The organism is Shewanella salipaludis, from assembly GCF_012911865.1.
GTDB lineage: Bacteria > Pseudomonadota > Gammaproteobacteria > Enterobacterales > Shewanellaceae > Shewanella > Shewanella salipaludis.
The window spans coordinates 640,244-653,619 of record NZ_JAAXYH010000001.1 but is presented as its reverse complement, the minus strand read 5'-3'; the positions used below and the strand labels follow the sequence as shown (position 1 = coordinate 653,619).

The following is a 13,376-nucleotide window of genomic DNA, read 5'->3' as shown; positions in this document are numbered from 1 at the left end:
TGGCCGGCTTGGCTGACCGGCAACACCCGGTATGATGTTTGATAAGAGAGGGTTAAAGCCATTCGCTGCTTTTGGCTTAGTCGCTCTTTTTTAGATTTTTAGGCTCTCGAGTGGCGTATCTTCTTTAATGGGGTCTCTGATGAGCCTAGGAAGTGATTTAATCGACAGATAAATCGCAGCGTCAAAAAAATGACCCTCATGATTGCAGTGTTATTAACTTATCTTCTTCTTATCTTCTATTTTTCTTTTATTTCACGCTGTTGAAGCGCATAAAAGACGTGATGCATCAGAGTGATAACATATTATTTACATTGACATAGAAACTGACTTCATTCGAATGACTACAGTTAGCTGAAACCTGTCGATATTAATTTTAGCGACCGTTCTTGACTTAAATATTATTTCACTTTACCCTTTCGCGGCACTAAAAATTAGGATTATTGATTAGTCATCAACGGATGTGATTGTTTGCTAGGAGCGTTAAGTGCGTCATAGGGATATGTTGCTTGAATTGTCTGTTATTAGTTACCATCGTCTTTCTCCTCGTCAGTTAGCGGTTAAACGCTTCGGTACGCAAGGTGGAACTCTGGGGCGCTCGGAACAGGCCGATTGGTGTTTACCCGATCCGGAACGTGTCGTTTCTGGCATCCATGCGCAAATCACTTTCAGTCAGGATGAATTTATCATCACTGATCTGTCGACCAATGGGTTATTTCTCAATCGCGGCATAGAGCCTGTCGGACAAGATAATCGCGCCACCCTGAGTGACGGCGATGTCCTGTGTCTGGGTGACTATGAAATCAAAGTCGCGATAGTCGATGAGTCGGCAAGCACAGTGTCGCCGCTGTTCGGCGTAGATCAACCTCAAGCAGTGCCTCAGTCAATACCTCAGGCCGTGCCTGGAGCCGGTGTCGCTGTTGCTGCGGCGATTCCCCATGCCGGTCTGGCGTTGGCCGATATCGCCAAAGTCCATCCTCATTCCAGCGAACTGTCCTTGGGGACAGAGATGCCGGAGCTGGATCCTCTGACTCAACACTTCATGCCGCCGAGCAGCCTGATCCCAGATGATTGGGAAGGTGAATGGGCCAATGCCGCGGCAACGCCCCGGCTGTCGGAACCCAGGATGTCGGAATCCGGCTTGTCAGCGCACAACCCACTCCCTAAGCATGACAGGCAAGCGATGCTGTCGCATTCGGCCGCGCCCCAGGGCGCCGGTGATGGGCGTCTGGCGTTCCTGCAGGGGTTAGGCTTGACAGATTGCGAGCAGTATTTGGCTTACCCTGATGCTTGGTGGGGACAACTCGGCAATGCCTTGCAAGAGTCTTTGTCGGGCATATTGCAAATCATGCGTGCCAGATCCGAGATTAAGAATACCTTCAGGGTGAATCAAACCACGTTCCAACAACGTGAAAACAATCCTTTGAAATTCTCGGCCGGCATAGAGGATGCTTTCCATAACTTATTCAATCGTCCCAGCAACAGCTTCATGCCGGCAAAACAGGCGATAAGGGAAGCCTTTTTGGATATAGAACAACACGAAGCCGCCATTATTGCCGGTGCTAAAGGGGCGGTAAATGGGGTGTTGAGTCAATTATCGCCGTTGGAAATCGAGAAGCGGGATTACGCTTCCTCATTTCTGGATAAAGTCAATCCGGCACAGCGTCAGGCGAGATATTGGAATGTCTATCAGTCCATGCACCAGGATTTGTCTTCTGAGCTTGGCAAAATGGATAAGAAAGCCGTGAGTGATGATTTCATTCATGCCTATGAAGAGTTTATGAAAGCACGTTAAAGAAGCGTCGTTCTCGATATATTCAATAGCAGCATTTCGAAGGGAGTAGCATCAATGAACAGAGTAATTTCAGGGGCCGTAATGGCCATTTTTGTCATGGCGTTAACCGGCTGTCAGGCGGTATATTCTACCTTTCCTCCGTCAACCACATTAAATTTCAGGATAGCCGAAGATATCAATCCAGATATTGAAGGACGTGCTTCACCTGTCATAGTGAATATCTATGAATTATCTTCTAAAACGGTATTTGAGAACCAAGACTTTTTTGCCTTATACGATAATGCCGACGAGACCCTGAGAACCGATTTAATCAAGAAAGATGAACTGGTATTTGAACCCAGTTCACGTCTGGAATATGAGATGTTTCTGCAGCCGACGACCAAGGCCGTCGCCGTGCTTGTGGCCTACCGAGATATCGAAGGCGCACGTTGGCAGGCCGTGGTCGATGTCGATCCTACCGGGTACGATGATGCTTATGTCTATGTCGATAAGCTTGCCGTGTACATCAGGGAACACGATGCCGAAGTGCGCAAGCATTAATGTGGCTGCAGGAGAAGGTTAGATGAGTGAATTCAGCAAGATAGCCTGGACCGAAGGTGTCTTTTTACGGCCGCAGCATTTTCAGCAGCAAGAACGTTATTTTACCAACACACAGCAAAAACGGCAGCTCATGCAGTCGCCCTGTTCCTGGGGCGTTTCGGAATGTGAATTGGACGCTCAGTTGCTCAAGTTTGCTCAGTTCGGCATCACCTCCCTGACGGGGATCTTGCCCGATGGAACCGTGCTCGAACTGCCGGAAAATGACTTCCTGCCGGCGGCGATAGCCGTTCCCAAGGGCTGTCGCGATCAACTCGTGTTCCTCTGCCTGGCATTCGAAAAAACCAACGGCCTGGATATCGCCCCGGCGGATAGTGGGAATATCACCCGCTTCCATTTCTTCGATAAAGCCGTGGCTGACAACAGCCTGGCGGAAGAAAGCACCGAGATGATCCAATTGGCGAAATTGCGCCTGGTGCTGAAGCTCGAAAGTGAAGACAGGGGCGGCTATGTGTCCATGCCCATCGCCTGTATTCGGGAGGTCAGCGAGCAGGGCGAGGTCAAGCTGGACAAGAAATTCATCCCCCCCAGCCTCAATGTGCAACGCGATGCCGAACTGAGTGGTTTCATTCATGAAACCCTGGGCATGCTGAGGCAAAGGGCCGAAGCCTTGGCGGCACGGATTTCCAAGGGGCAGGGCAGTGCCAACTCGATTGCGGATTTTTTGATGCTGCAGGTGCTCAATCGCTATGAGCCCATGTTCAAGCACCTGAAACAGAGCGATGGCCTGCATCCGGAGCGCCTGTATCTGCTCAGTGTGGCCATGTTGGGTGAGCTGGCGACCTTCACCAGCAAGGAGAAGCGCTGCCCGGATTTTCCAAGCTATCAGCATCTCGAGTTGTCGTCTGTCTTTGGCAATCTGTCGGTGATCCTGAATCAGACGCTCAGCGTGGTGTTGGAGCAGACGGCGATGGCATTGCCCATCGAGCAGGCGAAATTCGGCATCATGGTGTCACCTCTGACCGACAAGACCTTGCTGGAATATGCCCAGTTTGTCCTGGCGGTCAGTGCCGATCTCCCGGCCGATGACATACGCAAACACCTGCCGGCCAGGTTGAAAATTGGCCCGGTAGAACACATAAGGGAGCTGGTTAACAATCAACTTCCAGGCATAGCCGTCAGCAGCCTGCCGGTGGCCCCCAGACAGGTGCCATACCATGCCGGCTTCCATTATTTCCAACTGGATAAAACCGGTATCTATTGGGAAAGGCTGGTCAACAGTGGCGGTATTGCCTTGCATCTTTCTGGAAATTATCCAGGCCTCAAGCTGGAGCTTTGGGCGATAAAGTCTTGATATTCAATCATATCCAAGGCATTAGATTTAGTGATATATGGTTAACAGGGAAAAGTGACTATGTCAGATAAAACAGTAATTAAACCCAGGCCCGGCGCCCGGGCGGGGAAGGTACCGCCGGCGCCGGCGGCGAAAGACAATGACAGTCACGCTAACGACAAGACGCAACTGGCGGTGCCCAATGAGCAGTATGGCGCGCAACATAAGCCGACTCAGTTATCCGTCAGCGACAATGTGTTGATCGATGATGCCGGGACCTTGATCTCCCTGATCTCCCCCATTCGCAGCACCAGGCAGCATCAGGATGCGCTTGGGCTGAAGAAGCAGTGTGTCCTGTTAATTCAGCAATATGAACAGCAGCTGCGGGCCAAGCAGATAGGCTCGGAATTGATAGAGCGCGCCCGCTATTGCATGTGTTGCTTCATAGATGAAGTGGTGCTCAATACCAACTGGGGCGGCAACAGCGATTGGGCGACCGAGAGCTTACTCTCGACCTTCCACAATGAAACCTTCGGCGGCGAGTACTTTTTCACTCTGCTCGAGAGTGCGATCCTGGCACCCAGAGACAACCTCATGCTGCTCGAACTCCAGTATCTCTGCCTCTCCCTGGGATTTGTCGGCAAGATGCGGGTCGAAGATCATGGCTATGAGAAGCTGGAAACGATAAAGGACAGGGCATACAAGGCGATTCGAAGTCAGAGGGGAGAGCCTTCGAGAGAACTGTCACCCGGCTGGCGCTCGGATGTCAAGGAAGTCAACCGCCTGGAGAGCCGCTTCCCATTATGGGTGCTTTGCTCCTTCATCGGCGTAGTGCTGCTCGGCGCCTATATGTATTTCAACTACCAGATCAATCTGCAATCGGATCAGATCAATCGCGAGCTGAATGCCTTGGTGGTTACCGAGGAACCGTTACCGGCCCAGAGCCAAATAGGCCACGACGGACTGCGGCTGCAACAATTGCTGCAAACCGAAGTCGGCATGGGCTTGCTGCAGGTGATGGAGCTGCCGGACAGGGTGCGTATTCGTGTCGGCTTACAGCATTTATTCACGCCGGGCGGCAGCGAAATCAACGAGAGCTTCCTGCCCGTGGTGGTCAAGATTGCCAGGGCATTGGAGGGCACCGAAGGCCGTATCCTCGTCAACGGCTACACGGATGACTTGCCGATATTTACCAGCAGATATCCGTCAAACTGGCACTTGTCCTTGGCCCGCGCCAATGTGATGGCCGAAAGTCTGGCGGCCGGCGCCAATCTCCATGGCCGCCTGCAACCCGAAGGCCGGGGAGAAGCGGATCCGATAGTACCCAATGATAGCCCTGCGAACCGGGCACTCAATCGTCGTGTTGAAATTGACCTGTTGAAATAGAGACGTCGACCAAGGAAGACAGTAATGAAGGTAAAAGGAATAATGGATGCCATCCTGAGGGTAATAAAGTCGGCTTTATTTATTACCCTGTTAGGTGTGCTGGCATTGGCGTTGCTCATTTGGTTCGGTGGTCCGCTCGTCGCTATCGCCGGTGTGGAGCCGCTGGTGTCCAGCAGCGCCAGGCTTATCACCCTGCTCGCCCTGGCGTTGGTCTGGGGCACGAGTCACTATATCAAGCGCACCAGAGAGCTGAAGAATCATAACCAGGCGGTCGAATCTCTGCTGAGCAGCGATGAGCAGCAACACGATGAGCTGGCCAAGCGCGACATAGAGATTCTGACGACCCGGATGCAGAAGGCGTTGGAGATCCTCAAGCATGCGCGCTTCAGCAATGCCAGGGACATATATCAACTGCCCTGGTACATGCTGATCGGTGCTCCGGGCTCGGGCAAGACCACCACGCTGCACAACTCGGGGCTGGAATTCCCGCTGATGGAACAAATGGGCGTGGATTCTATCAGTGGCATTGGCGGCACCCGTCAGTGCGATTGGTGGTTTACCAATGAAGCCGTATTGATAGATACGGCGGGCCGCTATACGACCCAAGATAGCCATGCGTCGCAGGATTCCTCCGCCTGGCAGGGGTTCCTCGGCTTGTTGCGTAAATACCGTCCCCGCCGCCCCATCAATGGGGTATTGGTCTTTGTCAGTCTGTCGGATCTGCTGGCGCAGACCCGTACCGAGCGTAATTTACACGCCAGAGCCATAAAGCAGAGGATCCAGGAACTTCAGAGTCAACTGGGGATGACATTCCCTGTGTATGTCATGTTCACCAAGGCGGATCTGGTTGCCGGCTTCACCGAATTCTTTGCCGATTTGAGTGCAGAAGACAGAGATCAGGTATGGGGCATGACCTTCTCGGCCCAACATGCCGAGAGTGAGAATGGCGTGGTCGCCCAGTTTAACCGTGAGTTCCATGCGCTGATCAATCGCCTCTATCAAGGGCTGTTCACTCGTCTGCAGCATGAAAGGGACGGTGAGAGCCGCAGTTCCATCTATGAATTCCCACGACAACTGCGGCTGTTACAGAGTGCCGCCGACGATTTTCTGAAGGAGATCTTCTCCCGCAATCCATTCGAGAAGCCGACCATGTTGCGCGGTGTCTATATCACCAGTGCCACTCAGCAAGGGGTACCGATCGACAGGATCATGAAGCAGGTCGGTGGCAACTATGGTTTGGAAGAACCGCCGCTGAGGCAACAAACGGGTGAAGGCAAAGGCTTCTTCATCCGCCGCTTCTTCGAAGACATCATCATCCCGGAGCGGGATCTGGCGACGGTTAACCTGAAGCATAAGACCAAGCATACCTGGATAAGACATGGGGTGCTGGCCGTTACCACTCTGACAGCGTCCTGGATGCTGTATGCCTGGTATGACAGCTATAGCTGGAACCAACAATTGATTAACGATGCGACCCTGTCCGTCGAGCGTTATCAGGTCTCGACCCAGGCCAGGGCAGATCTGCTGTCGCTGAATGAGCAACTGAGTATTCTCAGAGACATGCCGGCCGGTTATGCAGGGGTGTTGCCCGAAGGTGGTCCCAAGAATCTCGGTCTGTATCAGGGAGATAAGCTTGGACAGTCGGCTCAGTCGGCCTACCAGAAGGCGCTGCGGGCAGCACTCTTGCCCGAGTTGCTAGGTGACCTGACCGATGAAATGGAAGTCAACAGCCAGCATAGGGATTACCTCTACGAGACCTTGAAGACCTATCTGATGCTGTTCCATCCGGAACACTTCGATGCCGAGTTGGTCAGTTCCTGGTATGAACTCTATCTGTCACGCAAGTTGGCCGGCGACGTTAACTTGCCCGTGAGACTGTCATTGCAGGGTCATATGACGGCGCTGCTGGCCTCGGGAGTGCAGGCCAGTCAGTATGACGACACCGCGATTGCCGCCGCCCGAGAGCTGTTGATGACTGTGCCCCTGGCCGAGCGTGCCTATCAGCGCATTCGTACCGAATTGATGAAGAGCCGCATCCCCGATTTCAGGTTGTCCGATGTGCTGGGAACCGATGGCGTGAATGTGATAGTGCGCAAGAGTGGTCAGCCGCTGCAACAGGGGATCCCGGGTCTGTACACATACCAAGGTTTCCACGGCGTATTCAACATAGAAAAGCGCCGTATCATCAAGAACCTGCTGGAAGACAACTGGGTCTATGGCGACATAGATGAAGACAAGGATGAGGTCGCCGAGGCTGAACTTTCGGCTCAGGTAACGGACAAGTATCTGCGTGATTACACTTACCTTTGGCAGCAACTGCTGGATGATATCCAGGTCAACCCCATTGCCAACGTCGAGCAGGGACTCTATGTGACCAAGGTGCTCGCAGGTCCGGAGCAACCCATACAGAGCCTGATCAAGGCCTTCCAGCAGAATACCAGGCTGACGTCGTTGCCCGAATCTGCCGAACTCAACATGACGCTGGATGTCGCCGGCAAGGTGGCGGATACCAAATTCTCATCGCAGAAATCCAGGTTGGGTCGCCTGTTGCCGGATGAGATGCCCGACATGAGCAAGCAACTTCCGGGGAGAAAGGTGGAACTGGCCTTCCATGAGCTGTTGCAGATAGATGCGCCTCAGCTGGAGCAGATAGCCCTGACCAGCCAGAAATATTATGCCTACCTGGAACGCCTGTATGTGCCGGGTGGCATGGCGATGCAAGCCTATGCTAATCAGAGAGATAACAAGGATGCCAGCGAGCTGACCGTCATGTTGCGGCGACTGCGCAGTGACGTGCCGCCGCCTTTCTCCGATTGGTTGGGGGAGATTTCCAACGATACGGCCCAGCTGTTCGCCCAGGGCAGTCGAGCGCATATCAACGAAGCCTGGAAGAGCAAGGTAGTGTCCGAGTATCGCAAGGCCATCTCGGGGCGTTATCCACTGAGCAAGCGCAGCAGCAAAGAAATCAAGCTGCGCGATTTTGAACGCTTTTTCGGCTATGGCGGTACCTTGGATCAGTTCTTCAATGACTACCTGAGTCCGTTCGTCAACACCAATAGAGCCCAATGGAGCTTCAAACAGGATATCGGCATAAGCGACAGGATCTTAAAGACCTTCCAGGCGGCCAGGCGCATACGTGCCACCTATTTTGAGGATGGCAGCCAAAGGCTGAAAGTGGGCTTCGGCTTGAGACCCGTGTACCTGGATAGCCATATCACCCATCTGTTGGTGGAGCTGGACGGGCAAGAGCTGTCCTATCGACACGGGCCGTCGAGGACGCGTCAATTCTCCTGGCCAGGTGATCGCGACAAGTTGCGTACCCGTTTGGTATTTACCCCGGCCAACTCAGGCTTGGCCGCCAATACCTCCTATGAGGGCGAGTGGTCCTGGTTCAGGTTACTCGATGAACTGACTCAGGAAAGACCCGAAACCAAGAAAGACAGGATCTTGTATCTCTCGGTGCAGGGCAACAAGGCGCGGCTGGAGCTGGTGCCGGACAGTGTGAATAACCCGTTTTGGAGCGGTGCATTGGAGGCCTTTAAGTGTCCGGAAACCCTGTGAAACCCATGATGGGGATCTGCGGCAAGATCCCCAGTCATGGCGATTTTCTTGCCCAGGATCTGCCGATAGATTTCATCGACAGCTGGAATGAATGGCTGCAGGCGGTGATGGCCGTGAGTCGTGAACAGCTGGCCGATGCCTGGTTACCTGCCTATCTCACCAGCCCCGTATGGCATTTTGCCCTGTCCGCTGGCGTCTGCACCGAATCCCCCATGGTGGGCACGCTGATCCCCAGCGTGGATCTGGTGGGGCGGCATTTTCCTTTTACCCTGGCGGCGGCGGTCGATGTGTCGCCCATCCAGGCCTGGCAGCAGAAACAGCAACATGCCCAGGCCGAAGAACTGATACTGCGTACCCTGGATGATGATTTCGAGTTGTCATCCTGGCTGGCCGAACTCAGCAGCCTGGACATGGCCTGGTCCACCGACAAGCGCATTACCACTTCGTCGGTCAATGAGCCCAATGCCAGGCAGGCCTGGGCCATAGAGGCGAATATAGATTTGAATTTACAGGGATTATTACATCAGAGCTATGTTCACCAGTTTGGCCGCTATTGCCTCTGGTGGACATCGGGTTCGGAGCGGGTCGCCCCCTGCCTGCTGGTGACCTCTGGCTTACCCCAAATTAGCCAATTCGCCGGCATGTTGGCCGGGGGATGGCAGCAATGGAATTGGCTGCCAAAGACGATAAAGTTTTAATATTGGATTGATTAATATGCAATTTTTGTCAGATACCCAGACACACAAAGGATTGGTGCGCAAGATCAATGAAGATGCCTGCCTGGCGCTGCCCGAGTCGGGTGTATGGGCCGTGGCCGATGGCATGGGCGGACATGAGGCCGGCGATGTTGCCAGCCAATTGGTGATGGACACCTTGAGTCGCGCCATTTCAAGGCATCCAGGGGAGCCTTCGGTCGAGATGCTGACGGCCGCCTTGCATGAGGCCAATGCCGCCGTGTGCCGCTTTGCCGAAGAGCATCTGGATGGCCAAACTGCCGGTTCTACCGTGGTGGTGTTGTTCATCGAGCGGGGGCAGTATCACGTACTCTGGGTGGGTGACAGCCGCTGCTACTTGCTCAGGGATAGACGACTCAGCCAACTGAGCAGCGATCATAGCCAGGTCAACGAAATGGTACAGCAGGGACTGATCTCTGCCGATGAAGCCGAACATCATGAATTGGCGAATGTGATCACCCGCGCCATAGGGGTAGAGCGTCAGATAGAAGTCGACCATATTTCCGGATCCTGTTTGAGCGGCGATCTCTATCTGTTATGCACGGATGGCCTGAATAAAGAGATCCCCGACAATGAGATCGAGCAATATATGGGGCATGGCAGCATCGCCGAGGCAAATAAAGCCTTATTGCATTCGACCTTAGTGTCTGGTGCCAAAGACAATGTGACCTGTATTCTAGTGAGTCTGAATGTCTCCGGGCTGGTGAGCGAGTGCAGCAAAACGATACCGCTTTATTTGAAAACTAATGTGTAATACAATGGTCTTATTCAATACACTTAGACTAGCGTATTAGTGATACTTTTCAGGGATGAAATGACGCGTGATGGATTACGGTAATATAATAGATTTCGATAGTTTGGTTACACCCGTCAGCGAATCGACCCCAGCTGGGGTCGATCCGCGCGCCGATGTGTCTCCCAGCTCCCAATATTATCGCCTCAAAGATATTCGCAGCCAAGCCAGGGCAAATGAAAGAACCCTCCTGGTAGAAGAAGACGATTTCCAATCACTCGTCGGAGATTGGCGTCCACTCGTAGATGAAATTCCCCAGGCACTCTGCCATGAAGTCAAAGATTTGGAGTTTTCTGCCTGGTTAATTGAAGCCTTATGTCGCGTCCATGGTTTTTTGGGATTGGCGATTGGTTTCAAGACGACGCATTTACTCATTGAACATTTCTGGGCCGATCTATTTCCCAGTCCGGATGAAGACGACATAGATTTTCGTGTAGCACCTCTGGTCGGCCTGAATGGCTATGATGGTGATGGCGCACTTATTACGCCAATTATGAGTATTCCTATTACCGAAAATACGGCATCCGGGTGCTTCGCCACCTGGCAATATGTGCGTGCCCTGGAACTTTCCCGCGAGAATGAAGACAAGCAAAAGAAGAAAACGGATAATGGTGTTGTCAATCTTGAGCAAATAAAGCGGGCCATTTCCGAGTCTTCCGCTGAATTTTACCGTACGCTGGTAATCGAATTAAAAAGTGCAATTGCTGAGTTTGAAATGCTGTCCAATCAAATGGATAGCGCGATGGGAGGGGTGCCTCAACCCACGAGTTCAATCAGCAAAGCCCTGCAACAATGCCTGGATGCGGTTAACTACCTGGCCGCAGATAAATTAGCGACGGTCGCAGCAGTCGATATAATTAGCGCCGAATCCGATGCTGAAGCAATGGCTGCCGAAGGCGATGCTGTCAATCCTGTCGCAAAACAATTGCAAACCCGGCAACAGGTCATTCAAAGCCTGCAACAAGCGGCTGACTTTTTTCGCAAGACCGAGCCGCATTCCCCTATGTCATATTCGCTCGAACAGGTTATTCGTTGGAGTGGTTTAAGCCTACCTGAGTTGTTGCAAGAATTAATAGATGACGGCAACAGTCGCAGTGGGTATTTCAAACTGACGGGTATTTCTGAAAACAAATAGCCGTGAGTTATAGCCTAAGTGGAATACACACTGCGGCAACATCTTTTTAACAGGAGAACGTTAATGGAAAGTATTCATAGCAAATTATCTCGGGTGAGAAAACCCAGAGTACATATAACCTATGATGTTGAAACTGAAGGAGCAGCAGTAAAAAAAGAGTTGCCTTTTGTTGTCGGCGTCATGGGGGATTTTGCCGGGCAAAATACCGAAGCGCTTAAGCCACTCAAAGATCGTCGTTTCGTACAGATAGATCGCGATAATTTCGATGATGTACTGAGACGCATGAATCCAAAGCTGAGTTTCAAGGTCGACAATAAATTGGCCGATGATGACAGCCAGTTCAATGTCGAGTTGGAGTTCAAGTCCATGCAGGACTTCGAACCTGCAGCGATTGTTAAACAGGTTGATCCATTGAATAAATTAATGGAAACCCGTAACAAGCTGCGTGATTTGATGACCAAAATTGACCGCTCAGAGGAATTGGAAAATATCCTGGAGCGAGTGCTTAATAGCAATGATGATCTGCAGAAATTGGCGCAGGAATTAAGCCTAGAGGATAAGTAACATGAGCACGGAAGCATTAGTCGAACAACATGATAACGCCGAACTGGAAGCTGCGTCTCTGCTGGACATGGCGATCGGAGCGACCAAGCAAACCGAGGCCAGCCGTGCCGAGGAGCTGATCCGTACCCTGACCCAGGAAGCCATGAACGGCACCGTCAGTTGGAATAAAAACCTGACTGTCACTTTCAATGAAGCTATCCAGCGCCTGGATGCGGCCATTTCGACCCAACTGGCCGAGATCATGCACACGGATGCTTTTCAGAAGCTCGAGGGCTCCTGGCGCGGTCTGAATCATCTGGTGATGAATTCAGAAACCAATGCGACCATGAAAATTCGCCTGATGAGCATGTCGAAGAAAGAGCTGTACAAAGATCTGAGCAAGGCGGTGGAATTCGATCAGAGCCAGACCTTCAAGAAGGTCTACGAGGCCGAGTTCGGCACGCCGGGCGGTGAACCCTATGGCGCCCTGATCGGTGACTATGAGTTTACCAACCATCCCGAAGATATTGAAACTCTGACCTATATGTCGAATGTGGCGGCGGCGGGCTTCTGCCCATTCCTGTCATCGGCATCACCGACCATGTTCGGTTTCGATGAATGGACCGAGTTGTCCAAACCCCGTGACTTGGAAAAAATCTTCGAATCCCTGGAATACACCAAGTGGCGCTCGTTCCGTGAGAGTGAAGATTCCCGTTTCGTGACCCTGACCATGCCAAGGGTCCTGGGCCGCTTGCCCTACGGCAGTGCGACCAGTCCTGTGGAAGAGTTTGGCTACGAAGAGTTCGACATAGATCCGGTTAAGGGGGTCGCCAAGACCACTGAACATGCGGATTACTGCTGGATGAACGCCGCCTATGTCCTGGGCACGCGTTTGACCAACGCCTTCTCGCAATACAGCTTCTGTACCGCGATCCGCGGCGCCGAGGGGGGTGGCAAGGTCGAAGGTCTGCCGAGCCATATCTTCATGAGTGATGACGGTGATCCGGATCTGAAATGCCCGACCGAAATAGGCATCACCGACAGACGTGAAGCCGAGCTCGGCAAATTGGGCTTCCTGCCCTTATGCCATTACAAGAATACAGATTACGCCGTGTTCTTCGGGGCCCAGACGGCGCAGAAACCCAAGAAATACGACAGCCCGGAAGCCACGGCCAACGCGGCGATTTCCGCCCGTCTGCCTTACCTGATGGCGACCTCACGTTTCGCTCACTACCTGAAAGTGTTGGCGCGTGACAAGATCGGCAGCTTCATGGAAGCCGAAGACGTTGAAGTCTGGCTCAATCGCTGGATCCTCAGCTATGTCAACGCCTCCGAAGGCGGTGGCCAGGAAGTGCGTGCCCGTTACCCTCTGGCCGATGCCAAGGTGCAGGTAAAAGAAATCCCTGGTCGTCCAGGTTCTTACAATGCGGTTGCCTGGCTCAAGCCCTGGCTGCAGCTGGAAGAACTGTCAACCTCCTTGCGTTTGGTCGCCAAGATCCCGCAAGTCGGCGGTTAAGTCGGCGTCGCTCGGGTTCGGCCACCGGCCGAACCCGATCTTTCTG

General features: G+C 52.7%; 10 protein-coding genes. All 10 read left to right on the top strand.

Features of this window, described 5'->3' with window-relative positions; all coding sequences use genetic code 11:
- The first annotated feature begins 484 nt into the window (after positions 1-484).
- The gene (gene tagH, locus HC757_RS02800) at positions 485-1,792 is read left to right on the top strand and encodes a type VI secretion system-associated FHA domain protein TagH (RefSeq protein WP_342343030.1); all 1,308 of its coding nucleotides are present in this window, start codon (positions 485-487) and stop codon (positions 1,790-1,792) included.
- Positions 1,793-1,873: 81 nt separating this feature from the next.
- Positions 1,874-2,332: a type VI secretion system lipoprotein TssJ gene (tssJ, locus tag HC757_RS02795; protein WP_244623007.1), complete on the top strand. Its 459-nt coding sequence runs from the start codon at positions 1,874-1,876 to the stop codon at positions 2,330-2,332.
- Positions 2,333-2,354: 22 nt separating this feature from the next.
- Complete coding sequence (tssK, locus tag HC757_RS02790; RefSeq protein ID WP_169562766.1) at positions 2,355-3,683, top strand: type VI secretion system baseplate subunit TssK; 1,329 nt, start codon at positions 2,355-2,357, stop codon at positions 3,681-3,683.
- Positions 3,684-3,743: 60 nt separating this feature from the next.
- Complete coding sequence (gene tssL, locus HC757_RS02785; protein ID WP_169562765.1) at positions 3,744-5,048, top strand: type VI secretion system protein TssL, long form; 1,305 nt, start codon at positions 3,744-3,746, stop codon at positions 5,046-5,048.
- A 24-nt stretch (positions 5,049-5,072) separates the two neighbouring features.
- A complete protein-coding gene (tssM, locus tag HC757_RS02780; protein ID WP_169562764.1) occupies positions 5,073-8,609 on the top strand; it encodes a type VI secretion system membrane subunit TssM in 3,537 nt (1,178 codons plus the stop codon).
- On the top strand, positions 8,591-9,307 hold the full coding sequence (gene tagF / locus HC757_RS02775) for a type VI secretion system-associated protein TagF (RefSeq protein ID WP_169562763.1): 717 nt from the start codon (positions 8,591-8,593) through the stop codon (positions 9,305-9,307). Before tssM ends, tagF begins: the two co-directional genes overlap by 19 nt.
- Before the next feature lie 16 nt (positions 9,308-9,323).
- Entirely contained in the window at positions 9,324-10,097 is a 774-nt protein-coding gene (locus HC757_RS02770; protein ID WP_169562762.1) for a PP2C family protein-serine/threonine phosphatase, read from the top strand.
- Positions 10,098-10,167: 70 nt separating this feature from the next.
- Positions 10,168-11,271, top strand: a complete 1,104-nt coding sequence (gene tssA, locus HC757_RS02765; protein ID WP_169562761.1) for a type VI secretion system protein TssA — start codon at positions 10,168-10,170, stop codon at positions 11,269-11,271.
- A gap of 63 nt (positions 11,272-11,334) precedes the next feature.
- Positions 11,335-11,835: a type VI secretion system contractile sheath small subunit gene (gene tssB / locus HC757_RS02760; protein WP_169562760.1), complete on the top strand. Its 501-nt coding sequence runs from the start codon at positions 11,335-11,337 to the stop codon at positions 11,833-11,835.
- Between the two features lies 1 nt (position 11,836).
- A complete protein-coding gene (gene tssC / locus HC757_RS02755) occupies positions 11,837-13,330 on the top strand; it encodes a type VI secretion system contractile sheath large subunit (protein WP_169562759.1) in 1,494 nt (497 codons plus the stop codon).
- The last annotated feature ends 46 nt before the right edge of the window (positions 13,331-13,376 follow it).

Bases quoted from the DNA above. Each gene is read 5' to 3' on its own strand.
- tssJ (WP_244623007.1), top strand. From the start codon at position 1,874: ATGGCCATTTTTGTCATGGCGTTAACCGGCTGTCAGGCGGTATATTCT.
- tssK (WP_169562766.1), top strand. From the start codon at position 2,355: ATGAGTGAATTCAGCAAGATAGCCTGGACCGAAGGTGTCTTTTTACGG.
- tssL (WP_169562765.1), top strand. From the start codon at position 3,744: ATGTCAGATAAAACAGTAATTAAACCCAGGCCCGGCGCCCGGGCGGGG.
- tssM (WP_169562764.1), top strand. From the start codon at position 5,073: ATGAAGGTAAAAGGAATAATGGATGCCATCCTGAGGGTAATAAAGTCG.
- HC757_RS02770 (WP_169562762.1), top strand. From the start codon at position 9,324: ATGCAATTTTTGTCAGATACCCAGACACACAAAGGATTGGTGCGCAAG.
- tssA (WP_169562761.1), top strand. From the start codon at position 10,168: ATGGATTACGGTAATATAATAGATTTCGATAGTTTGGTTACACCCGTC.
- tssB (WP_169562760.1), top strand. From the start codon at position 11,335: ATGGAAAGTATTCATAGCAAATTATCTCGGGTGAGAAAACCCAGAGTA.
- tssC (WP_169562759.1), top strand. From the start codon at position 11,837: ATGAGCACGGAAGCATTAGTCGAACAACATGATAACGCCGAACTGGAA.